The following is a 22558-nucleotide window of genomic DNA, read 5'->3' as shown; positions in this document are numbered from 1 at the left end:
TCACCCGGGGAAGGTTTGCGGCAGGGGCCATGTTCCATCCGCGGTCCGCTCTGACGTCACGTGGCGCGTGACAGCGCGCGCGGGATCATGTGAGGCTCCCGCAAAACCGAAAGGCCCCGCGATGACCGCCTATCCGCACATGCTCGCCCCGCTCGACCTCGGCTTCGTGACGCTGCCGAACCGCGTACTGATGGGGTCGATGCACACCAACCTCGAGGAGAAGGGCGACTGGAACCGCGTGGCCGAGTTCTACGCCGCCCGTGCGCGCGGCGGCGCGGGGCTGATGGTCACCGGCGGCATGGCACCCAACGTCGAGGGCGGCGTGTTTCCGGGCGCGGCGGGGCTGTTCACGCCGCAGGACATCGCCAACCACCGGGTGGTGACGGACCGGGTGCACGACGCGGGCGGCCGGATCGCGATGCAGATCCTGCATGCCGGGCGCTACGCCTACGGGCCGAACTGCGTCGCGCCCTCGGCCATCAAGGCGCCGATCGCGCCGTTTCCGCCGAAGGAGCTGGACGAGGCGGGGATCGAGAAGCAGATCGCGGACATCGCCACCGCGGCGGTGCGCGCACGCGAGGCCGGCTACGACGGGGTCGAGGTCATGGGGTCCGAGGGCTATTTCCTCAACCAGTTCCTGGTGACCCACACGAACAAGCGCACCGACCGCTGGGGTGGGTCCTACGAGAACCGGATGCGCCTGCCGGTCGAGGTCATGCGCCGCGTCCGCGCCGCCGTGGGCGACGATTTCATCGTGATCTTCCGCCTGTCGATGATCGACCTCGTGCCCGACGGCTCGACACATGACGAGGTGGTCGAGCTGGCTCAGGCGGTCGAGGCGGCGGGCGCCACGATCATCAACACCGGGATCGGCTGGCACGAAAGCCGGGTGCCGACCATCGCCACGTCCGTGCCGCGCGCGGCCTTCGCCTGGGTGACGCGAAAGCTGATGGGCCAGGTCGGCGTGCCGCTGATCGCGTCGAACCGGATCAACACGCCCGAGGTGGCCGAGCAGGTGCTGGCGGACGGCTGCGCCGACATGGTCAGCATGGCGCGGCCCTGGCTGGCGGACGAGGCTTTCGTGAAGAAGGCGGCCGAGGGGCGGGCGCACCTGATCGCGCCGTGCATCGCCTGCAACCAGGCGTGCCTGGACCACACGTTCCAGGGCAAGGTCTCGTCGTGCCTCGTGAACCCGCGCGCGGCGTTCGAGACCGAGATCGTGATCGAACCGGCGGCCGAGCCCAAGCGCGTCGCCGTCGTGGGCGCAGGACCGGCGGGCATGTCCGCTGCGATCACCGCGGCGCAGCGCGGCCACGCGGTGACGCTGTTCGACGCCGAGGACTGCATCGGCGGACAGCTGAACATGGCCCGCGCCGTCCCGGGCAAGGAAGAATTCCACGGCCTCGTCGCGTGGTTCGACGCCACGCTGGACGAGGTCGGCGTGACGCGGCGGCTGGGCGCGTGGGTCGGTGCGGACGACCTCGCGGAGTTCGAGGCGGTCATCGTCGCCACCGGCGTGACGCCGCGCGACCCGCAGATCCCCGGCCAGGACCATCCCATGGTGGCCGGCTACGCCGACGTGCTGCGCGGTCGCGTGACGCCCGGCCGGCGCGTGGCGGTCGTCGGCGCCGGCGGCATCGGCTTCGACGTGTCCGAGTTCCTCGTGACCGACGAAAGCCCGACCGAAAGCCTGCCCGACTGGATGCGCGAATGGGGCGTCACCGACCCCGAGACGCGCTCGGGCCTCGCGCCCGAGGGGCCGCGGCCGGACCGTCCGGCGCGCGAGGTCGTGCTGCTGCAGCGCAAGGCGGAGAAGCCCGGCCGCCGGCTGGGCAAGACCACCGGCTGGATCCACCGCGCCAGCCTCAAGATGCGCGGCGTGACGATGCGCAGCGGCGTCACCTACGACCGCATCGACGACGCGGGGCTGCACGTCACGGTCGACGGAGCGCCCGAGCTGATCGCCTGCGACACGGTGGTGCTGTGCGCCGGGCAGGAAAGCGCCCGCGACCTGGCCGATGCGCTGCGGGCGGCGGGCCGCGATTGCCACGTGATCGGCGGGGCGGACGTGGCGGCGGAGCTCGACGCCAAGCGCGCGATCGACCAGGGCGTCCGGCTGGCCGCGACGCTCTGACGGGCACACTCACGCGGATGCGATGACGCGCGTGGAACCCGGCCCGCGGGGGTCCGGTTGGCGGGGTGAATGCAGCGACACGCTGCACCACACACGCAAAGGAGGTTTCCCATGACCGCCATCGCAGACGCACGCATCCTGATCATCGCCACCAACGGCTTCGAGCAGTCCGAGCTTGAAGTGCCGCGCGACACGCTGCGCGAACAGGGCGCGACCGTCGAGATCGCCACCACCGACGGCAAGGCGATCAAGGGCTGGGACGAGACCGACTGGGGCCGCGAGGCCGAGGCGGATCTGAAAATCGAGGACGTCGATCCGAACCGCTACGACGCGCTTGTCCTGCCCGGCGGCCAGATCAACCCCGACCTGCTGCGCGTTCACGCGCCGGCGATCGCCGCGATCAAGGCCTTCGCCAAGCAGGACAAGATCATCGCCGCGATCTGCCACGCGCCGTGGCTGCTGATCGAGGCCGAGCTTGTCGCCAGCCGCGAGCTGACGTCCTACCACTCGATCAAGACCGACGTCGTCAACGCGGGCGGCCGCTGGATGGATGCCGAGGTCGTCGCCGACAACGGCCTGATCACCTCGCGCAACCCGGGCGATCTGAAGGCGTTCTGCAACAAGATCGTCGAGGAGATCGAGAGCGGCCACCACGCGCGCAAGGCCGCCTAAGCCCTGGCCGTCGGGGCAACGCGCCCCGACCGATCCGAAGACCCCGCGCGGTTCGCCCGTGCGGGGTTTTTCGTCTGCGCCGGCTGTTTCTCCTGCACCGACAGCGCCCGCAATCACCCCGCAATTGTCTGCGCGGCGCCACGGTTCAGCCCGATTTGAACCGGATACCAGGCGCATCGGGACGCAGACGGGAGACGGGCATGGATCGCCTGACCGAGATGGAGGCTTTCGCGACGGTGGTCGATCAGGGCGGCTTTACCGACGCGGCGAAAAAGCTGGGCATCTCGAAATCCGCGGTGTCCAAGCACGTCTCGAGCCTCGAGGCGCGGCTGGGCGCGCGGCTGCTGAACCGCACCACGCGCCGCGTCAGCCCGACCGAGATCGGTCTGGCCTATTACGACCGTGCGCGCCGGGTGCTCAACGACGCGGGCGAGGCCGACGCGCTGGTCACCTCGATGCAGTCGGCGCCCTCGGGGCTGCTGCGCATCAGCGTGGCCACCGATTTCGGCGTGAACCACCTGTCGCCGGTGCTGGGCGACTTCCTGTCGGAATTCCCCGACATCACCGTGAACATGGTCCTGAACAACCGCTACGTCGAGTTGATCAGCGAAGGCTTCGACATGGCGATCCGGATCGGCGATCTGGACGACAGCACCCTGCGCGCCCGCAAGCTGACCGAGACGACGAAGCGGATGATCGCCGCACCGCGCTATTTCGAGAAGTTCGGCCGCCCGGCGCGGATCGACGACCTGAACGCGCACAAGCTGCTGCACTATTCCAACCAGTCCTCGGGCAATGTCTGGAAGGTCACGGCACCCTCGGGCGAGAAGCGCCAGGTGCGCACCGCGGGATGGCTGTCGGTCAACGACGGGCAGTCGCTTCTGAACGCCTGCATCGCCGGGCTGGGGATCGCGTATCTTCCGTCCTACCTGTACCATGACGCGATGCGGAAGGGGCTGGTCGAGGACGCGATGCCCGACCTGCCGGTCGAGACGCAGGGCATCTACGCGGTCTACCCGCCGGGCCGGTTCACCCAGCCCAAGGTGCGCGCCTTCATCGATTTCCTCGTGCACGCCTTCGCCGAGAAGGGCCCGCAGGTCTGGTAGGTCACTCGACCGGCAGCAGCACCGCGTCGACCCGCCTGTTGGCGCGCCGTCCGGACTCGGTCAGGTTGGACGCGACCGGCGCAAGGTAGCCCGCGCCCTCGGCCGAGACCCGCGCCGGCCCCAGATCGTGGCGCGCGCGCATGTAGTCAACCGCCGCCTGGGCGCGCTGCCGCGACAACGCGCGGTTCGCCTCGAGCGAGCCGGTGGCGTCGGTGTGCCCGACGAACAGCACCCGCCGGTCGGGGTGGTCGCCGAGGTAATCCGCCAGCAGGTCGAGAGACTCGACCGCGCCATCGCCCAGGCCGGCGTCGCCGGTGGCGAAATCCAGGTCGCGCAGCGTGGCGCGGCCGTCACGCTCGAGCCGCGCGATCAGGCCGGCGGGGTCCTCCGCGACGGGCCCGGCCTCGACCTCGGGCGCCGGGGTGCGCTCGGTGGTGTCGGCGCGGATGATCTGAAGGTAACCGGCGCCGGGATCGGTGCTGGCGATCGCCGAGACACCCGAGCCGTCCGGCGCGATCGCGGAGACCGCGCGATATTCGCGCAGGTCCACGAACATCGCCGGCGCCGCGATCACCCGCGTGCCGAAGCGGAAGTCGAAGCCGCCGCATTGCTCGGCGCCGCAATCCAGCACGATGGTCCAGCCGGCCTCGCGCAGCGCCTCGCGGATGGGGCGGATGATCTGCTGCGGCGTCAGCCCCGGCGGCACGCGCCAGGCGCTCTCCTCGACCGCGCCCTCGATCACGGTGACGGGCACGCCCTCTCCGGCCTCCCACGGGCCCGACGGCAGGGCATAGCGGCCTTCCTCGAACACCTGCGTGTGCGTCAGGCTGGCCCCGCGCGGCAGCGGCAGGCTTTGCGCCTGTGCCCCACCCGCCAGGGCCACGGCCAGCGCGACCGCCCAGCCCCTAGCGATCAAGCCCGTGATAGGCGTCATTGGGACGCATGTCTGTGGCGCTTGCGACCCGGTTGGTCATGTTGAAGAAGCCCGCGACGTTGGCGATGTCCCAGATGTCGGCGTCCGAAAAGCCCGCGTCGCGCAGCGCCTCGCGGTCGTATTCGGCGATCTGGGACGAGTTCAGCGTCATCTTCTCGGCGAAGGACAGCATCGCGCGCTGCCGGTGGTCGAGGTCCGCGACGCGCCAGTTCATCACCAGCATCTCGCCCAGCTTCGGGTCGCCCGAGAGCGCGCGCACCGCCTGGCCGTGCGCGGTCAGGCAGTAGAAGCACCGGTTCACCGCCGACACGACCACGGCGATCATCTCGCGCTCGAGCTTGCTCAGCCCGCTGTCGGCCAGCATCAGCTGGTTGTAGATCCCGGCGAAGGCGTCGAGCTTGTCGATGTCGTGGGCGTAGGCCTTCAGCACGTTGGGCACGAGGCCCAGCTTCTCCTGGCAGACGTCGAAGTATTTCTGCGTCCGTTCGGGCAGCGGGTCGACCATGGGCAGGTCGAGCGCGGTGGGCTTGTCGTCGCTCATGCATCCTCCTCGGGCGCGGAGCACTCGGCCGCGCGTCTTGCCGACGCCCGTGCGGGCATCTGGATCAACGCCCGGGTGGGCGTCCTACCGCGCCTCGGGCGCCATACGGTAGTGGTAGCCGCCCGCGCGCTGCATCCGCAACCGATCATAAAGCGCGTTGGCGCCGGAATTGGCCTCGGTGCACAGCACGGCCATCCATTCGGCACCCTGCTCGCGTGCCCAGAACGCCGCCTGCCGCATCATCCAGGCGCCCAGACCCTGCCGCCGGAAAGCGGCGGCGATTTCCAGAGCGTGGACCATGGCGATACGGTCGTGCACCGCGCAGAAACCGGCGCCGGCGGGCTGGTCCATCGTCCGCCCGAAGAGGCCTGTCTTGGGGCCGCCAGCACGCTCCATCACCTGCACGCGGGCGGGGCCGATCCCGCCGGCTTCCCAGATCTCGCGCATCACCGCCAGCGGCTCCCCCACGCAGAAGGCGGTGAGGCGCGGCACCGCGCGGTTGGTCAGCCGGTCGACCGGGCACAGCCACAGCACCGTCGGATCGGCGACCGTGTAGCCGCGCGTGGCCAGCGCGGCGTCGAGCGCGTCCGCGTCCGCAGGGACCATGAACAGCGGGGCCTGCCCGGCCTCGCGCATCGCCGCCTCGGCCGAGTCGATCCGCGCCTCCAGTGCGTCCCCGTCCCCGTCCCACGTGGCGGCGGAGACGCGCTTGCCGCCGCCCGCGCCGTCGCGCAGCGTGAAGCCCGCCACGGGCCATATCCGCGCCGCGGGCCATGTCGCGTGGATCGCGCCGAACAGCCGGTCGGGGCCGGGTGTCATTCCTGCATCAGCCGCGACAGCCGCGTCATCGCGGCGTCGATCCGCGCCCCGTCGGTGCCGCGCACCACCACGTTGGCCCCGAACGCGCCGTTCTTCTGGAACGGGTACGAGCCGAACTGCAAATCGTCGAACTCGGCCGCAAGCTCGCCCAGCGGACCGGCGATGTCGCCCTCGCCCCGGTCGATGCGCAGCGTCTGGGACAGAAGTGGTTCGCCCCCCGTCAGGGTCGGCAGCACGCTGGCCACCATCGCCTGGAACACCGACGGCACGCCCGCCATGACATGCACGTTGCCGATGGTGAAGCCGGGCGCGGCCGAGACCGGGTTCTCGATCAGCGTCGCCCCGTCGGGGATGCGCGCCATGCGCAGCCGCGCCGCGTTCATCGTGCTGCCTTGCCGGTCGTAATGCGCCTGCAGGATCGCGCGGGCGTCGTCGCGCACGTCGATGCCGACGCCGAAGGCGCACGCGACGCAATCGGCGGTGATGTCGTCGTGCGTGGGCCCGATGCCGCCCGAGGTCACGACCGTGTCGTGGGCTGCGCGCAAGGCGTTCAGCGCCGCCACGATGGCATCCGGATCGTCGGCGACCACGCGCACCTCGCGCAGGTCGATGCCGTGGCGGGTGAATTCCTGCGCCAGGAAGTGCATGTTGGCGTCGCGGGTGCGCCCGGACAGGATCTCGTCTCCGATCACCAGCATGGCGGCGGTGGGGTTGGGCATGGGTCGCTCCTTGCGGGCTTTCGGCCTTCGGTATAGGCCGCGCGCCATGCGCTTTCAAACCCCGCTGATCCGGGCCACCCTGCTGCGCCGGTACAAGCGCTTCCTGGCCGATTGCCGGCTTCGCGACGGGCGCGAGATCACGGCGCACGTGGCCAATCCCGGTTCGATGCTGGGCCTGGCCGATCCGGGCATGACGATCTGGCTGGAGCCGAACGACGATCCGAAGAAGAAGCTGCGCTTCGCCTGGCGGCTGGTCGAGGACGCGCGGGGCGCATTGGTGGGCGTCGACACCGGCGCGGCGAACCGCATCCTGCGCCCGGCGCTTCAGGCGGGCGCGGTGCCGGGCCTAGAGGGCTACGACACGCTCCGGCCCGAGGTCCGCTACGACGAGGGCAGCCGCGTCGATTTCCTGCTGTCGGCCGAGGGCCGCCGCGACGCCTATGTCGAGGTCAAGTCGGTGACCCTGTCGCGCGCGCCGGGATTGGCCGAGTTTCCCGACTGCGTCACCGCGCGGGGCACGCGCCACCTGGGCGCCCTGGCGCGGATGGTCGGACAGGGGCACCGCGCGGTGATGCTGTACCTCGTGCAGCGCGACGATGCCGACCGGATGGCGCTGGCGGCCGATCTCGACCCGGCCTATGCCGCGGCCTTTGGCGCCGCCCGCGCCGCGGGGGTCGAGGCGCTGGCGCTGGGCTGCGCGCCGGGCCCCGAGGGCATCGCGCTGTCTTCGCCGCTGCCGCTTGTGTCATGAGGCCGCGGCCATGCTGCGCCGCCGCACTGGCAAACCGCGGCCGAAGGCATTAAATATGATGCAAACGCAAGGGAAAGCATGCCGTGAACCATGATACCGGTGGCCGTCTCACCCGGGACGGCATCCGCATTTACCAGAAGGACGACTTCGCCGGGATGCACCGCGCGGGCGAACTGGCCGCGCGCATCCTCGACGAGGTGGCCGAGCTGGTCGAGGTGGGCCAGACCACCGGCGCGCTCGACGACTTCATCCGCAACCGGGTGGAGCAGGCGGGCGCGACCTCGGCCACGATCGGCTACAAGGGCTACCAGCACGCCAGCTGCATCAGCGTGAACCACGTGGTCTGCCACGGCATTCCCGGCGACAAGAAGCTGAAGGACGGCGACATCCTCAACATCGACGTCACGGTGATCGTCGACGGCTGGTTCGGCGATACCAGCCGCATGTTCGTCGCCGGCAAGCTGCCCCGCAAGGCCGAGCGGCTGATGGACGTCACCCACGACGCGCTGATGCACGGCATCGACGCCGTCCGCCCCGGCGCGACCTTCGGCGACATCGGCTACGCGATCCAGAGCTTCGTCGAGGCGCAGCGCATGTCGGTGGTGCGCGATTTCTGCGGCCACGGGCTGGGCCGCGTGTTCCACGCGCCGCCCAACGTGCTGCATTACGGCCGCCCCGGCACCGGTCCGGTGCTGGAAGAAGGCATGTTCTTCACGATCGAGCCGATGGTGAACCTCGGCCGCCCCGAGACCAAGGTGCTTGCCGACGAATGGACCGCCGTGACGCGCGACAAGTCGCTGTCGGCGCAGTTCGAGCATTCGGTCGGCGTGACCGCGGCCGGGGCCGAAATCTTCACCCTGTCGCCCGCGGGCCGATTCCACCCGACCTACTGATGCGCGCCGCGCCGGACCCGGCGGCACGCGCATGAGCGCGGCCGAGGACGCCGCGCCCGCACCGTCGTGGATGGCCGTCGTCGCCATCCTGTCGGCGTGCAACTTCACCATCGGCATCGGCGTCTTCACCGTCGTCGGTCTGATCCCGAACCTGGCGGCCGCGCTGGACGTGCCGGTCACCGCGACCGGCGGGCTGCTGACGATCTACGCGCTGGCCTACGCCGTGGGCTCGCCCGTTCTGGTGTCGCTGACCGGCCATGTGGGCCGGCGGCGAGTGCTGCTGGCCGGCCTTGCGATCTTCGGCGTGGCCAGCGCGCTGGCCGCCGTGATGCCGAACCTCGGCGGTCTGTTCGGCGTGCGGGCCCTGGCTGCGGCGGGGGCCGCGCTGGTCACCCCGGTCAGCACGGCGGTCGCCGCGGCGATCAGCCCGCAGGCGCGGCGCGGCCGGGCGCTGGCCTTCACGATGTTCGGCCTGACGGCGGCGCAGGTCGCCGGTCTGCCCGCCGGGGCCTGGATCTCGGCGCAGTTCGGATGGCACGCTGTGTTCGCCCTCGGCGCGGCGTTGACGGTGCCGTGCCTGTGGCTGGTGGCGACTCGGGTGCCGCGCGGGTTGCGCGTGCGCCCCGTCTCGCTGCCGGACCTGGGCGCCACGCTGCGCGACGGCGTGACCATGGGCGCGGTGCTGTTCACCTCGGCCTATCTCGGCACGATCTACGTCGCCTTCACGCACCTGCCCACCCTGCTGACCGAGCGGATGGGCTTCGGCACCGGGGCGGTCTCGCTGACGCTGACGCTGTTCGGACTGGGCTCGGTCACGGGCAACCTGCTCGGCGGGCTGCTGGCCGACAGGCTGGGGCCGAAGCCGACCTCGGTGGCGCTGTGCCTGGGCCAGATCCTGATCCTGCCGTGGCTGTCGGGCCTGCCGCTTCCGGCGGCGGTGTTCTTCCCGTTCGTCTTCGTGTGGGCGATGACCGGGTGGAGCTTCATCGCGTCGCAGCAGGTGCGGCTGATCGGCATCGACCCGGCGCGCACCAGCGTGATCCTGGCGCTGAACTCGTCGGCGATCTTCATCGGCATCGCAGGCGGCTCGGCCTTCGCGGGCGCGGTGCTGACGCGGTTCGGCCTGGACGCGCTGGGTGCCGCGGCGGGCTGCGCCGCCTTCGCGGCGCTGCTTCACCTGCTGGCCAGCATCCGGGCCGAGAACCTGCGCGCGGCGACCTACCAGCGCCAGAGCGCAGGGATGAAGCGGTAGGCGTCGCCCTCGGGCTTGACGTGGCCCACGCCGGGGAAGGGGAAGTGGTAGCCCAGCACGGCCATCTCCTCGGTCGCGGCCATGTCCAGCAGCCGGCGGCGCGTGGCGACCGTCTGCTCGCCGTCCATGTCGAACTCGTTGTACCACTCGGGGTGCACGAAGTTGGTCCAGACGTGGCTCATTGCGTCGCCGAGCGCCAGCAGCGGGCGGTCGCCGGTGTCGATCAGCACCGACATGTGCCCCGGCGTGTGGCCCGGGGTGCTGATGACGCGGACGCCTGGTGCTATCTCCTGGTCGTCCTCGAGCAGCGTCCAGTCGGCGCCGTCCACCTCGATCGAATTCTGCGCCCCGAGGACGAATTGCTGCATCTCGGCCGGCACCTGGTCGACCAGCCCGTCCTGCATCCAGAAATCGTGCTCGTCCCGGCCGATGAAGTACCGAGCGCCGGGCACGATCGCCTCGTCGAAGCCGTCACGCACGCCCCAGATGTGGTCGGGATGCGCGTGGGTGATGACCACGTGCGTGATGCTGTCGCGGTCGATGCCCGCAGCGTCCATGTTGTCCCACAGCCGGCCCGCCGTCGGCAGGAAGCGGTCGCCCGACCCGACGTCGATCAGCACCTTCGCGTCGCCGCGTTCGATCAGCAGGTGGTTGGTGTGCGAGTAGTTCTGCTCGGTCGACAGGGCGTAGTCGCGCAGGAAGGCCTCGACCGTTTCGGGGTCGGCGTTGACGCCCAGCCCCGAGGCGGCCAGTTCCAGGTGTCCGTCCGAGATCACGGTCAGTGTGGCGTCGCCCAGGCTGAAGCTGAAATGCGCGGGGTTGCCGGCGGGCGGCGCGCCCAGCAGTTGCGCGCGCCCGGCCACGGGCAGGGTCAGCGCGGGCATGGCGGCGGCCATCGACAGCAGGTCGCGGCGGGTCGGTCGGTAAATCACGGCATCCTCCCTGAATTCACGTATTCGCATAGGATCGTACCAGCCGGGACGCCAAGCGCCACGCGGAATCTTCGGGCGCGCGCATCCTGGCGCGGGCGACGGATCAGTCCGCGCGCAACAGCGTGACGGTCGTGTCGCCGTAGCGGCGGGATTCGAGCGTCCCGAACCCCTCGGGCGCGACCTGCGCCGCCGCTTCCTCCCACACGACGAGCGCCCCTTGCGCGATCCAGCCGCCCGCGCGCGCGGCGGTCAGCGCGGCCGCGCCCAAGGCCTTGCCGTAGGGCGGGTCGAGAAAGATCAGGTCGCACGGGGCATCCGCCGCGGGCAGGCGCGCGGCATCGTGCGCGATCAGCCGGGTCTGGGCGGCGGCGTCCAGGGCGGCGATGTTCTCGCGCAGCAGGCGCCCCGCCACGCGTCCGTCGTCGACGAAGGTGACATGTGCGGCACCCCGCGACAGTGCTTCCAGCCCCAGCGCGCCGGTGCCCGCGAACAGGTCAAGCACGCGCGCGCCGGTGATCGGCTCGCCGAAGCGGCCGCCCTGCAGGACGTTGAAAAGCGCCTCGCGCACGCGGTCGGTGGTGGGGCGCAGGTGCGCGCCGGCGTCGCCCTTGCCAAGCGCGGCGAGCTTGCGGCCCCGGTGCGTGCCGCCGACGATCCTCATGCCTTCAGCAGGGCCTTGAGGTCGGTTTCCGGATCGGCAATCGCGGCGGGGTCGGGCGCCTTGCCGGCCTCGATCAGACGCTTGCCGACCATGTAGGCGCGGCTGTCGTTCATCGCGTCGATCGCAAGCAGGCTGTCACCGGCGTAGTACCAGTGCGACCGGCCCGCGCCGTCGCGCACCACCACCCGGTCGTAGCCGGCGCTGAGGCCGGCGATCTGCAGCTTGACGTCGTACTGGTCCGACCAGAACCACGGTGCCGCGGCGTAGTCCCGCTCGGCCCCCATGAGGTTGTCGGCCACCAGTTCGCCCATGTCGATGGCGTTGCCGACCGATTCCAGACGCATCGCGCCGCCCGCGCCGGGGAAGGATGCGCAATCGCCGGCCGCCCAGACATGCGGGTCGGACGTGCGGCCGTGCGCGTCGACCGCGATGCCGTTGTCGATCCGCAGGCCGGCGGCCTCGGCGAGTGTGGTACAGGGCGCGATGCCGACGCCGACCACCACGAAGTCGACCGCGATCTCGCGCCCGTCCGACAAGACCGCGCCCGAGACGTGGCCGTCGCCGGTCAGGCGGTCCAGCCCGGTGCCTTCGAGGATCGTAACGCCGTGGGTCTCGTGCAGCGCGCGGAACCAGTCGGCGGTCTCGGGGGCCGCGACGCGGGACAGGATGCGATCGGCCGCCTCGACCAGCGTCACGTCGAGGCCAAGCGTCGCGGCGACCGCCGCCGCCTCGAGCCCGATATAGCCGCCGCCGACGATCAGCACCCGCGCACCTTCCGCGAAGCGCGGCGCCATGGCATCCACGTCGGCCAGCGTGCGCACCACGTGCACGCCGTCCAGCTCGCCGCCGATCCGTGCCGGAAGCCGGCGGGGCGCCGAGCCGGTGCACAGGATCAGGTCGCCGTAGGGGATGGCCTCGTCGCCGACGCTCACGGTGCGGGCGTCGGTGTCGATCGCTGTGACGGGCTCGCCCAGCATCAGGTGCACGGCGTTGTCGCGGTAGAAGGCCTCGGGGCGCAGGAACAGGCGGTCCAGCGCCATGTCGCCCAGCAGGTAGGCCTTGGACAGGGGCGGGCGCTGGTAGGGGGGCACCGGCTCGTCCCCGATCAGGGTGATTGAGCCGTCGAAGCCCTTGGCGCGCAGCCGCGCCACCGCCGATGCCGCCGCCTGTCCGCCCCCAACGATCACCACGTCCGCCATCGTCCGCCTTCCGGTTTTCCTTTTGTCGCCGCACCCTATAATTCGCCGCACAACAAGTGCAAACGAGAGAGACAGGACATGAGCATTTCCGCGGGTGACGCCCTTCCCGGCGCGACGCTGACGAAAATGGGACCCGACGGCCCCGAACAGGTCGATCTGGCCAAGATCACCAAGGGCCGCAAGGTGGCAATCTTCGCCGTGCCGGGCGCCTACACGCCCACCTGCACCATGGCGCACCTGCCCAGCTTCATCCGAACCAAGGCGCAGTTCGACGAGAAGGGCGTGGACGAGATCGTGTGCATCTCGGTCAACGACCCCTTCGTGCTGAACGCCTGGGGCGAGGAGACGGGCGCGCATGATGCCGGCATCACGATCCTGGGCGACGCGGAATCGGCCTTCACCACGGCGATCGGCATGGATTTCACCGCCCCGCCGGCCGGCCTGATCGCGCGGTCCAAGCGCTACGCGATGCTGGTCGAGGACAACGTGGTCAAGGTGCTGCACGTCGAGGACAGCCCCGGCACCTGCGAGGCGACCGCCGGAGAGGCGCTGCTGGCCGAGCTCTGAGGCCGGTCCGGGAAAGAAGGAGGGGGCGCTGCCCCCTCTTGGCCTGCGGCCAATTCACCCCCGGGATATTTCCAGAGAGAAGAAGACGCGGCGGGTCGGTCGCCGCGTGCGTTCAGCCCTTGTCGGTCACGTTTTCCTTGAAGGATTTCTCGAACGCGGCCTGCTGGTCCGGGGACGCGTCGGTCTGGCTTTGCGCCTTCCACTGGTCGTAGGGCATGCCGTAGAAGATCTCGCGCGCATCTTCCTTGCCCATCTCGATGCCGCGTTCGGCCGCGGCCTCCTGGTACCAGCGCGACAGGCAGTTGCGGCAGAAGCCGGCCATGTTCATCAGGTCGATGTTCTGCACGTCCGGCCGGTCCTGCATCAGGTGCTGGCGCAGGCGGCGGAAGGCGGCGGCCTCGAGTTCGGTGCGGGTGGCGTCGTCCATTTGTCTCTCCTTCGGATGTCGATGGGTATGCGAGCGGCAAGGTCGTCGGGCCCGGAACCCTGTCGCGCGTCGCTTCCTGTGTGATATGGGGGTTATGTCACGGCGTCGCCAGCCGTGCCAAGGCGTCCCGGGTGGCCGCGCCGGCAAAGGGAATTGCGGCCCGCCCCGCTAGCGTGCTACCGGAGGCGCGACGCGCGTTAGCGATAACGCTGAAAGATTGAGCGCCCTGGGCGATTGAAACCGGGGCGAAACGAATGAAAATGGCGGCGAAGCGAACATCCCGGGCGACCGGTGGCGTCGCGCAACCGCCGCGCCGGGACGATGCGCCGCGGCGTGGGGCAACAGGATCGTTCGGGGTGCCGGGCAAGGAGACAGCGACATGAAACGCAGCCGAAGAGTGAAGATCGTCGCCACGCTGGGGCCGGCGTCGTCGACTTACGAGATGATCCGCCAGTTGCACGAGACCGGCGCCGACGTCTTCCGCCTCAACATGAGCCACGGCTCGCACGCGGACATCGCCGAACGCCACGCGATCATCCGGCAGGTCGAGAAGGACCTGGACAGTCCGATCGCGATCCTCGCCGACCTGCAGGGGCCGAAGCTGCGGGTTGGCGAGTTCGCCAACGGCTCGGAAGAGCTGGAATGGGGCGCGTCCTTCCGGCTGGATCTCGACACCACGCCCGGCACGCAGGACCGCGTCTGCCTGCCGCACCCCGAGATCTTCGCCGCGCTCGAACCCGGCGCCACGCTGCTGATCAACGACGGCAAGCTGCGCCTGCGGGTCGAGGAATGCGCCGAGGATCACGCCAACTGCACCGTGGTGGCGGGCGGCACGATCTCGAACCGCAAGGGCGTGAACGTGCCCGACGTGGTGCTGCCGCTGGCGGCCCTGTCCGAGAAGGACCGCAAGGACCTGGAATTTGTCGCCGAACTGGGCGTCGACTGGCTGGCGCTGTCCTTCGTGCAGCGCGCCGCCGACGTCGAGGAGGCGCGCAAGCTCTGCGGCGGCCGCGCGGCGATCCTGTCGAAGATCGAGAAGCCCGCCGCGGTCAAGGCCTTCGACGAGATCCTGGCCGTGTCCGACGGGATCATGGTGGCGCGCGGCGACCTGGGCGTCGAGCTGCCGGTGCAGAACGTGCCGCCGATCCAGAAGCGCCTGGTGCGCAAGTGCCGCGCCGCGGCCAAGCCTGTGATCGTGGCGACGCAGATGCTGGAATCGATGATCGAAAGCCCGATGCCCACCCGGGCCGAGGTCAGTGACGTCGCCACCGCGATCTACGAGGGCACCGACGCGATCATGCTGTCGGCGGAATCCGCGGCCGGCAAGTACCCGATCGAGGCCGTGGCGACGATGGACAACGTCGCGCGAGAGGTCGAAAGCGACCAGACCTACATCGAGGTGATCGAGGCCAGCCGCATGGCCAAGCGGGAATCGGTGGCCGACGGCATCGTCGCCGCCGCGCGCCAGATCGCCGAGGCGACGGACATCAAGGCAATCTGCTGTTTCACCTCGTCGGGGGTCACCGCGTCGCTGGTCGCGCGCGAGCGTCCCTGGGTGCCGATCATTGCGATGACCAGCCTGCGCGGCACCGCACGGCGGCTGTCGCTGACTTGGGGCACGCAATGCGTCATGACCGGCGAGCTCGAGCGCTTCAAGCAGGCGGTGGTCAATGCCGCGCGGGCGGCGCGCGCCCTGGGCTATGCCGAGGAACACGACCAGATCGTCGTCACTGCCGGCGTGCCGTTCAACACCGCGGGCACCACGAACATCCTGCGCGTCGCGCCCTGCGACGAGCGGCTGATCTATCGCACCGATCCGGGTTGACCGGAAAAAGGGGCGGTGCACACCGCCCGCCCCGCTTGCCAAGCGCGCCGCATGCCCCTATACGGCGCCTCTGATCCGCGCGGCCGGCCGAAGTGGCATGCCGAGTCGCGCGAGTGGGTCGAGAAGAAGGAGACCGAAATGCCCAAGATGAAGACCAAGTCGAGCGCCAAGAAGCGCTTCAAGGTGAGCGCGACCGGCAAGGTCATCGCCGGCCAGGCGGGCAAGCGCCACGGCATGATCAAGCGCACCAAGAAATTCATTCGCGACGCCCGCGGGAGCACTGTGCTCAGCGAACCCGACGCCAAGATCATCAAGGGCTTCATGCCCTACGACCGCTGAGAAGGAGGATAACAGATGTCCCGAACCAAAGGCGGAACCGTCACCCACGCACGGCACAAGAAGGTCATCAAGGCGGCGAAAGGCTATTACGGCCGTCGCAAGAACACCTTCCGGGTCGCGGCCCAAGCCGTCGACAAGGCCAACCAGTACGCCACGCGCGACCGCAAGAACCGCAAGCGCAATTTCCGCGCCCTGTGGATCCAGCGTATCAACGCCGCCGTGCGCGCGCATGACGAAAGCCTGACCTATTCGCGCTTCATCAACGGCCTGTCGCTGGCCGGGATTGAAGTGGACCGCAAGGTGCTGGCCGACCTCGCCGTGCACGAGCCCGACGCGTTCAACGCGATCGTCGACCAGGCGAAGGGCGCGCTGGCGGCCTGACCGCCCGGCCTGACTCTGCAATTCGAAGGGGCATGGACCGATCGGTCCGTGCCCCTTTTTCGTTCGCGCAATCAACGATTTCGCCGGTTATCGCCGAGGGGAGGGGGTTGATTGCGTCGGGTGACCCGGCCGGTCTGGGCTGACCCGAGGGAAGAGCCGGGCAGGCGTGGGCTTGTTCGTGCAGTATCGACGCGACATCGGCGGGTTGCGCGCGCTTGCCGTGTGCGCGCTCAGGCAAAGGCGCCGTGGCAGAACCATCCCGGCGACAGGGTCGCGCCGTGCGCGTAGAACAGCCACAGCCTCTCGCCGCGGTCGGTCTCGAACCGCCAGTAATCCCGCGCGCCCGACCGCCAGGCCGGGTCGTCCAGCCACCATTCGGGCGCGATGCGCTCGGGGCCGGTGGCGCCCTCGACGACCCAGTCGCGCCCGCGCCAGCGGAACGTAGCCGGCGGGTCGGGGTGGTCGGGGGCCTGCACCGGTTCGGGCAGCGGCCACAGCGTCAGCGGCCGCGGCACCGCGGGGGCGGGCCAGGCGCCGCAGGGCTCGGACCACGCGGCGGCCAGGGTCAGCGCCTCCTTCTCGGGAAGGTGGCTCTGGCCCGGGTGCCGGCGGGTGATCGCCTCCATCCCCAGCCGGGCCCCCAGTCGCCCGATCAGGTCCTCGAACGCGACGGATTGCCCGGTGCGGGCGGTGGCGCGACTGGCGGCCTCGGCATGGCCGGCGGGGGTGCGGTCGTGGATCGGCTCGGTCCGCTGCGCCTCGAGCCGCAGCATGTCGATGCCCTGCCCGGCGTCGAGGTCGTCGAGCTTCATCGCCAGCAGCGGCTTGAGGCGCGCGGCGTCGAAGCTGGCCACCGCCGCGGTCACGCCGCGGTCGGTCATCGTGCCGTCGCAGCGCCATGCCTCGAGCCGCAGGACACGCGCGCCGACGGCCCGCCGGCGCAGGCGGCCGCAGAGATGCTCCAGCAGCCGGTCGAGCGCGGCCTCGACGTCGTCGCGCAGCCCGATCGGGTCTGGGAAAGACAGGCGCACGGCGAAGCGGTGCGGTGCGGCGGCGGGCGAGATCGGCTCGGGCGCGGCGCCGGTCGCCTGGTCGAGCCGGTCGACGAGGCCACGCCCGAAGCGGCGTGCCAGCCCGGCGCGCGGCTGGCCCAGCAGGTCGCCCACGCGGCGCAGCCCCAGCCGCGCCAGCTGCGCCTGCGTGTCGGGCTCGAGCCGAAGGGCGGCCACCGGCAGCGGCGACAGGGCCTGCCAGCTTTGCCCCGGCGGCGCGATCCGGCCCTGCGCGGCCGAGGCCGCCACGACCGGGGGGGCCGCGCCGCCGCGTTCCCAGTGTCGTCGCTTGCCGGCGCGGGCGCGGGTGGCGCGGGCCTCCTGCTCGATCGCGTCGCCGGTGCGGTGCGCGCCCGGGGCGGCGCCGGCGTAGCGGGCCAGGGCCCAGGCCGCGCCCAGCGTGTCGGCCAGGCCCAGCCGCACGGTCAGGCCCAGGTCGGCGCAATCCTGCGCCACCTGTTCGGCAAGCGCGCTTTCGCCGCCGAAGAGGTGCGCACAGCCCGTGAGGTCCACCACCAGCGCCTCGGGCCGCTCGGCCGACACCCAGGGCGAGAACTTGCCCGCCCAGCGGTGCAGCGCGTCGAGAAAGGCCCGCTCGGCCCGGCTGTCGCGGGGGCGGGTGACCAGGTCGGCGCACATGGCGGTGGCGTCGCGCAGGGGCTGGCCCCGGTGCAGGCCCGCGCCCGAGGCCGCCAGCGAGAGCGAGGAGAGGACCTGCGACGGGCCGTCCTGCTCGACGATGGCAAGCGGGCGGTCGGCCAGAAACGGTTCGGTCCGGATCGCCCGTTCGGCGCCGAGGCGGGGAAACCAGAGCGAGAGGATTCGGCGGTGGGGCATGGCGGCGGCAGCGTTTGTTCACGACCTATTCTAGGTGCCGCAGCGCCATGAGTCGAGTCCCCGCGAGGGCCGAGATCCTAACGAAGTCTGAATCCGTCTCTGCAAGCCATTGATTTTCCTTGCGCGCACAAATGTCCCTTCGTGGGACACCCCAGATCGCCCCCCTCGCTCAGCCGGCGCGGTTCGACAGGGCCGCCGCGCTGCCGACGACCCGGGTCACCGCGCGATCGACGGCGCCGGAGGCCGGCCAGGCGGGGTCGGGCTCGATATGCCGGCCGAGGTCGAGATGCGACCGCACCGCGACGGCCACCATCGCATCGTCCCGCCCCTGGTTTTCGAGGATCGTGTTGGCCGTGGTCAGGACCGTGTCCGCCGCGGCGGCCATCCGCGCGCCCTCGGCATCGGGCAGCGCCGCGGCCATCGCGCGCAGCGCCTCGGCCAGGGCCAGCACCTCGACCACGTGGGCCTGCACGGGGTCGCCCGGGTCCAGGTCGGCAGCCGTCGCGACCGGCGCGACGTAGGCCTGCGCGGACGGGGCGGGCGGGGCATCCCACGGCGTCGGCCCGACCGTGTCGAGCGTGACGGCCTCGGTAAAGGCGGGGGTCCAGAACTGGACGAAGAATTGCGTGCCGCCGCCCACCAGCCACCAGTCGGGCAGCACGACGCCCTGCTTGTCCATCGCCGGCTGGGACTCGATGGTCCCGGTCCAGCATTGCAGCGCGGCATCCTCCTTGACGGTCAGGGCCTCGACCTCGGTCCCGTCGTTCCAGGCGGGCACCACGGCGTTCGAGGCGCGCCATGCGCCCTCGGTCGTGCCGGGGGCCGGGGCCTCGGGCGCCCAGAAGCCGCCCTTCGCGGCTGCCTTGCCGCCGAAGACGCGGTAGAGCTTGTCCCCCGGTTCGAGCGTGACGGGCTTGGCGCCGGTGAAGGTGACCGCCTGCTTGCCCAGAAGCGTGAAATACCCCTCGGCGTCCAGCGGTCGATCGGGCAGGCCGAGCAGCAGCATCGCGTTCATCTCGGCGCCGGGAATGGGGGGCGTGGGATCGGGCATGGCAATTCTACCTTAGAATGAATGATGAAATAGAACTTCATCCTAAGACAGATCGTCTTCGCGCGCGCGTGTTTCCTGCAAACGTCTTGAATACGTCGCCGACCGACCGAGGTGCTTTTCCCGGCCGGCGGAACGTGGCACCAGACGGGGATGAGCACGCTGACGATCCGCCCTTACACGCCCGAAGACGGTCGCGCGGTGACCGCCATGCTGATGCCGGTCTTCCGGGCAGGTGAGACCTATGCCATCGACCGCGATATCGCCGAGGCCGACGCGCTGGCCTACTGGACCGGCGGCGGGCGCGCGGTCTTCGTCGCCGAGGACGCGGGCGACATGCCGCTGGGCACCTTCTACGTGGTGCGCAACCAGGCGGGCGGCGGGGCGCATGTGTGCAACGCGGGCTTCGTCACCGCGCCGGACGCGCAGGGCCGCGGCGTGGCGCGCGCCATGCTGGACCGCGCCTTGGCCGAGGCGCGGGCGCTTGGCTTCGCGGCGATGCAATTCAACTTCGTGATCGAGACCAATGCCCGCGCGGTGGCCTTGTGGCAGCGCGCCGGGTTCGAGATCGTCGGCCGCCTGCCGGGCGCGTTCCGGCACCCCGACGCAGGCGCGGTCGACGCGCTGGTGATGTTCCGCGGGCTTTAGCCGCGACTTCGGACGCGCGGCAGCCGGCCGCTGTGCCGCCTCAGCCGCTTCCGCCGCCGGCGAGCAGGCCCCAGGCGCCGCCCGCGATGGCGATCGCGGCGCCGGCGAAGCCCAGCAGCATCAGCAGCCCGTCGCGGTAGAGCAGACCCAAGCCGAAGATGGCGATGACGATCATCGGGCCGGAGGTGGCGAACGGGATAAGCTCGAGCGGCGGAACGGTCAGCAGCAGAAGCAGGATCACGATGCAGGCGGCGCGGCGGCCGGTCGGGCCGGCGAAGCGCTTCACGCGCTCGTGCAGCTTGGCGTCGATGCGCAGCGACACGGGCTTGAGCCATTCCAGGGACGTCATCACCTTGTCTGAATCGAGATGCCGCCGGCGCACCCATTGCGGCGCCCAGAAATGCTCGTAGCCCATCAGCAGGCGGATCACGATGCTGGCCAGCGCCAGCGCCAGCAGCGTCGGGAATCCGGGTATGCCGCCGATGGGCGTGAGTTCGATCAGCGGCAGCACGGCGAGGGCGGGGCCGTAGCCCCGATGGTCGAGCGCGTCGATCAGGTGGCCGACCTGTACCTTGTCCTCGTTCCGGGACGCCTGCTCCAGCTCGTCGACGATGTCGGTGAGCGCGCCTTGCTGCTGTTTCATGCATGCACTCCTTTAGCGGAGAACGTGGCGTGTCACGGCGTGTTCCGCCGGTGCGTGCCGCGCAGGCAGGGGCGCACGAAAAGGGGCGCACGGTTGCCCGTACGCTCCTGTCCGAAGCGGGCACGCGGAAAGTCCGCGCGCCCGGATGCGGGATCGCCTTAGTTCAGGCCGATCACCAGCGACACGCCCAGCGTGTTGTCGGTGTCGTCGAAGCCGTCCTGCGGGTCGGTGTGATACTCGGTCCCGAGGCTGGTGCGCAGCGCCAGGGTATCGTTCAGCGCGACGTTCAGGCCGATCTCGTTGTAGATGACCGTGTCCGACTCCGACCCGATGATGTCGGTGTCGTTGGTCATGAACGTGGTCGGCGAGATCTGGTAGGAGAACGCCGAGGACAGGCTGAGCGCCTCTTCCTCGAAGTCCGCGTCCAGCGCGTCGTCAAGCTCGGCCACGCGGTAGCCGGGGCCACCCTGGACCGCCCACTTGATGGTCGGCTGGTCGTAGATCCAGTAACCGGCACCGATACCGACGAAGGTGTCGCTGTCATAGGCCGAGAACTCGTCGACCGTGCCCTGCACCTTGGCGAAGCCGTAGGCGCGGCTGGTGAAGTCGCGGGTGTACTGGAAGTCGTAGAACAGGCTTTCCTCGGTCGTGTCGCCCTCGTCCTCGGCATAGGTGTAGTTCAGACGCAGGGTGTAGCCGTTGGTGCCGTCGTAGTAGCCCAGGTTCGAACCGATCCCGAGATAGACGTCGTCGCTGTTGCCGCTGGTGGCCGAGCCGCGCAGCGCGACCGAGCCGTCGAAGCCGAGCGCGCGACCACGGTTGCCGAAGTCGTCGATGTCCCGCTCGAAGTCATCCTCGATGTCCTCGGCCAAGGCCTCGTTGCGGTCTTCCGCCATGTTGGTGTTGTCGAACGCCGTCTGCGCGAAGGCAGGCGTGAAGGCGACGATGCCGGCCAGCGTGATGTATGGCAGTGTGCGGTTTCCCATGGGACTCCCCTTTCGATTGGTGTCGCGGTTTGAACATGCCCACCTAGCGGGTTGATCCGCCGGGTAAGGCCCGCCCGCGGGAAGTGTTGCGCGGTTGCTACGGTGCGGGTGGGCGTGATCCGACGGCCACGGTCGTGGAAATTCCTTTAACCGCATGATTTTGAATGATATAATTTTAGGCGTCGCTGGCCGCGACGTGTCCTGTAAAGAAGATGTGAATGTTTTAATGGAACCGCTTGGTTGCATCCCGATTCCGGCGGGCGCGTCCCGCGGGTGCCAGGTCGCGCGGCCATGCCCCCTCGTCACGCGGGGCGCGTCAGGGTACAAGGCCGCAACAACGGAGGCCCCATGCCAGACGAGACCAAGCTGCTTGCGGTGTTGATCGACGCCGACAACACCTCGCCCAAGTACACCAAGGCGATCTTCGACGAGATCGCATCCATCGGCGAGGCGTCGGTGCGGCGCTGCTACGGCGACTTCTCAAGCCACCAGATGCACGGCTGGTCCAAGGTGCAGGCCGAGTTCGGGCTGGTCCCGCTGCACCAGCCGGCCAACACCGTGGGCAAGAACGCCAGCGATATCGCGTTGGTCATCGACGCGATGGACCTGATGCATACCGGCCGCTTCGGCGGGTTCGTGCTGGTGAGTTCGGACTCAGACTTCACGCGGCTGGCCTCGCGCCTGCGCGAGCAGGGGCTCGACGTCTACGGGATGGGGATGCAGAAGACGCCAGACGCGTTCCGCAAGGCGTGCAAGCGGTTCATCTACCTCGAGAACCTCGACAACGCGCCGGAGAAGGCCGAGGGCGAGCGCCCCGCGCCGACGGGCGACCTTAAAGAAGCGCGCGACCTCATCTTCAAGGCGATGGCCGGGCTGGACCAAGATGACGAGTGGTACGCGCTGGGCCCGCTGGGCCAATACATCACCGCCGCGCATCCCGATTTCGACACGCGGACCTACGGCAAGCGCAAGCTGTCGGACTTGGTCGCCGACCTGAAAGTGTTCGAGACGCGCCGCGGTCCTGGGAACCAGTTGCTGGTCCGGCGTGTTGACTAAGCCCGCCTGCGCCATAACCTGTGGTTGACGGGACCCCCTGCCGCGGCGCACCGTGAACCACGGGCGAGCCGCCCGGCGTGCGAGGGTCGCGGTCCGGGGGGGACAGGATGGCCGATCTGCCAGTACGGACATTCGG

Annotated in this window: 24 protein-coding genes; 12 read left to right on the top strand and 12 right to left on the bottom strand. The window is 70.1% G+C overall.

Going from position 1 to position 22558, the window contains the following annotated elements; translation table 11 throughout:
* Positions 1–121: 121 nt before the first annotated feature.
* From ACFDTC_RS04060 to ACFDTC_RS04050, 3 genes are all read left to right on the top strand, one after another.
* On the top strand, positions 122–2134 hold the full coding sequence (locus ACFDTC_RS04060) for an FAD-dependent oxidoreductase (RefSeq protein ID WP_375257591.1): 2013 nt from the start codon (positions 122–124) through the stop codon (positions 2132–2134).
* Between the two features lie 111 nt (positions 2135–2245).
* Positions 2246–2806, top strand: a complete 561-nt coding sequence (locus ACFDTC_RS04055; protein WP_375257590.1) for a type 1 glutamine amidotransferase domain-containing protein — start codon at positions 2246–2248, stop codon at positions 2804–2806.
* A 200-nt stretch (positions 2807–3006) separates the two neighbouring features.
* The gene (locus ACFDTC_RS04050; RefSeq protein ID WP_375257589.1) at positions 3007–3912 is read left to right on the top strand and encodes a LysR family transcriptional regulator; all 906 of its coding nucleotides are present in this window, start codon (positions 3007–3009) and stop codon (positions 3910–3912) included.
* Position 3913: 1 nt separating this feature from the next.
* Here the strand turns inward: ACFDTC_RS04050 and ACFDTC_RS04045 are convergent, their stop codons facing one another.
* From ACFDTC_RS04045 to ACFDTC_RS04030, 4 genes are all read right to left on the bottom strand, one after another.
* On the bottom strand, positions 3914–4828 hold the full coding sequence (locus tag ACFDTC_RS04045; RefSeq protein WP_375257588.1) for an OmpA family protein: 915 nt from the start codon (positions 4826–4828) through the stop codon (positions 3914–3916).
* Positions 4818–5387 (bottom strand): peroxidase-related enzyme, encoded by a 570-nt coding sequence (locus ACFDTC_RS04040; protein WP_375257587.1) that lies wholly within the window; start codon positions 5385–5387, stop codon positions 4818–4820. The genes ACFDTC_RS04045 and ACFDTC_RS04040 overlap by 11 nt, the downstream gene beginning before the upstream one ends.
* Positions 5388–5471: 84 nt before the next feature.
* Positions 5472–6206 (bottom strand): GNAT family N-acetyltransferase, encoded by a 735-nt coding sequence (locus ACFDTC_RS04035; protein ID WP_375257586.1) that lies wholly within the window; start codon positions 6204–6206, stop codon positions 5472–5474.
* The gene (locus tag ACFDTC_RS04030; RefSeq protein ID WP_375257585.1) at positions 6203–6925 is read right to left on the bottom strand and encodes a competence/damage-inducible protein A; all 723 of its coding nucleotides are present in this window, start codon (positions 6923–6925) and stop codon (positions 6203–6205) included. Before ACFDTC_RS04030 ends, ACFDTC_RS04035 begins: the two co-directional genes overlap by 4 nt.
* A 46-nt stretch (positions 6926–6971) precedes the next feature.
* Here ACFDTC_RS04030 and sfsA point away from each other — a divergent pair, with 46 nt between their 5' ends.
* From sfsA to ACFDTC_RS04015, 3 genes are all read left to right on the top strand, one after another.
* The gene (sfsA, locus tag ACFDTC_RS04025; protein WP_375257584.1) at positions 6972–7676 is read left to right on the top strand and encodes a DNA/RNA nuclease SfsA; all 705 of its coding nucleotides are present in this window, start codon (positions 6972–6974) and stop codon (positions 7674–7676) included.
* An 83-nt stretch (positions 7677–7759) separates the two neighbouring features.
* Positions 7760–8569, top strand: a complete 810-nt coding sequence (gene map, locus ACFDTC_RS04020) for a type I methionyl aminopeptidase (protein WP_375257583.1) — start codon at positions 7760–7762, stop codon at positions 8567–8569.
* 31 nt (positions 8570–8600) lie between these two features.
* Positions 8601–9821, top strand: a complete 1221-nt coding sequence (locus tag ACFDTC_RS04015; protein WP_375257582.1) for an MFS transporter — start codon at positions 8601–8603, stop codon at positions 9819–9821.
* On the opposite strand, the gene ACFDTC_RS04010 is transcribed toward ACFDTC_RS04015, so the two are convergent.
* The 3 genes from ACFDTC_RS04010 to ACFDTC_RS04000 all read right to left on the bottom strand — a co-directional run bounded on the left by ACFDTC_RS04010 (position 9788) and on the right by ACFDTC_RS04000 (position 12613).
* Positions 9788–10783, bottom strand: a complete 996-nt coding sequence (locus ACFDTC_RS04010; protein WP_375257581.1) for an MBL fold metallo-hydrolase — start codon at positions 10781–10783, stop codon at positions 9788–9790. The genes ACFDTC_RS04015 and ACFDTC_RS04010 overlap by 34 nt on opposite strands.
* 73 nt (positions 10784–10856) lie before the next feature.
* A complete protein-coding gene (gene rsmD / locus ACFDTC_RS04005; protein WP_375257580.1) occupies positions 10857–11414 on the bottom strand; it encodes a 16S rRNA (guanine(966)-N(2))-methyltransferase RsmD in 558 nt (185 codons plus the stop codon).
* Positions 11411–12613 (bottom strand): NAD(P)/FAD-dependent oxidoreductase, encoded by a 1203-nt coding sequence (locus ACFDTC_RS04000; RefSeq protein ID WP_375257579.1) that lies wholly within the window; start codon positions 12611–12613, stop codon positions 11411–11413. Before ACFDTC_RS04000 ends, rsmD begins: the two co-directional genes overlap by 4 nt.
* A 78-nt stretch (positions 12614–12691) precedes the next feature.
* Between ACFDTC_RS04000 and ACFDTC_RS03995 the strand changes: the two genes are divergently transcribed.
* On the top strand, positions 12692–13180 hold the full coding sequence (locus ACFDTC_RS03995; protein ID WP_375257578.1) for a peroxiredoxin: 489 nt from the start codon (positions 12692–12694) through the stop codon (positions 13178–13180).
* Positions 13181–13292: 112 nt separating this feature from the next.
* On the opposite strand, the gene ACFDTC_RS03990 is transcribed toward ACFDTC_RS03995, so the two are convergent.
* Positions 13293–13607 (bottom strand): DUF1244 domain-containing protein, encoded by a 315-nt coding sequence (locus ACFDTC_RS03990; protein WP_375257577.1) that lies wholly within the window; start codon positions 13605–13607, stop codon positions 13293–13295.
* Positions 13608–13986: 379 nt separating this feature from the next.
* On the opposite strand from ACFDTC_RS03990, the gene pyk reads away from it, so the two are divergent.
* From pyk to rplT, 3 genes are all read left to right on the top strand, one after another.
* Positions 13987–15432: a pyruvate kinase gene (gene pyk, locus ACFDTC_RS03985; RefSeq protein WP_375257576.1), complete on the top strand. Its 1446-nt coding sequence runs from the start codon at positions 13987–13989 to the stop codon at positions 15430–15432.
* A gap of 138 nt (positions 15433–15570) precedes the next feature.
* Positions 15571–15771: a 50S ribosomal protein L35 gene (gene rpmI / locus ACFDTC_RS03980; protein ID WP_375257615.1), complete on the top strand. Its 201-nt coding sequence runs from the start codon at positions 15571–15573 to the stop codon at positions 15769–15771.
* Between the two features lie 15 nt (positions 15772–15786).
* Positions 15787–16152 carry a 50S ribosomal protein L20 gene (gene rplT / locus ACFDTC_RS03975; protein WP_375257575.1) on the top strand — a complete coding sequence of 122 codons (366 nt, stop codon included), beginning with the start codon at positions 15787–15789 and terminating at the stop codon, positions 16150–16152.
* Positions 16153–16382: 230 nt separating this feature from the next.
* Here the strand turns inward: rplT and ACFDTC_RS03970 are convergent, their stop codons facing one another.
* Entirely contained in the window at positions 16383–18041 is a 1659-nt protein-coding gene (locus tag ACFDTC_RS03970) for a DNA polymerase Y family protein (protein ID WP_375257574.1), read from the bottom strand.
* A 169-nt stretch (positions 18042–18210) separates the two neighbouring features.
* Positions 18211–19092, bottom strand: a complete 882-nt coding sequence (locus ACFDTC_RS03965; protein WP_375257573.1) for a hypothetical protein — start codon at positions 19090–19092, stop codon at positions 18211–18213.
* Between the two features lie 150 nt (positions 19093–19242).
* Between ACFDTC_RS03965 and ACFDTC_RS03960 the strand changes: the two genes are divergently transcribed.
* Entirely contained in the window at positions 19243–19737 is a 495-nt protein-coding gene (locus ACFDTC_RS03960) for a GNAT family N-acetyltransferase (RefSeq protein WP_375257572.1), read from the top strand.
* A gap of 40 nt (positions 19738–19777) precedes the next feature.
* Here ACFDTC_RS03960 and ACFDTC_RS03955 read toward each other — a convergent pair whose 3' ends face one another.
* Together ACFDTC_RS03955 and ACFDTC_RS03950 are read right to left on the bottom strand one after the other, a co-directional pair.
* The gene (locus ACFDTC_RS03955) at positions 19778–20380 is read right to left on the bottom strand and encodes an exopolysaccharide biosynthesis protein (protein WP_375257571.1); all 603 of its coding nucleotides are present in this window, start codon (positions 20378–20380) and stop codon (positions 19778–19780) included.
* A gap of 158 nt (positions 20381–20538) precedes the next feature.
* Entirely contained in the window at positions 20539–21366 is an 828-nt protein-coding gene (locus tag ACFDTC_RS03950; RefSeq protein WP_375257570.1) for a YdiY family protein, read from the bottom strand.
* Positions 21367–21714: 348 nt separating this feature from the next.
* Here ACFDTC_RS03950 and ACFDTC_RS03945 point away from each other — a divergent pair, with 348 nt between their 5' ends.
* Positions 21715–22422 carry an NYN domain-containing protein gene (locus tag ACFDTC_RS03945; RefSeq protein ID WP_375257569.1) on the top strand — a complete coding sequence of 236 codons (708 nt, stop codon included), beginning with the start codon at positions 21715–21717 and terminating at the stop codon, positions 22420–22422.
* The last annotated feature ends 136 nt before the right edge of the window (positions 22423–22558 follow it).

It is taken from the genome of Citreimonas sp. (assembly GCF_042096055.1).
Lineage (GTDB): Bacteria > Pseudomonadota > Alphaproteobacteria > Rhodobacterales > Rhodobacteraceae > Citreimonas.
This window is presented reverse-complemented; position numbering and strand designations above follow the sequence as displayed.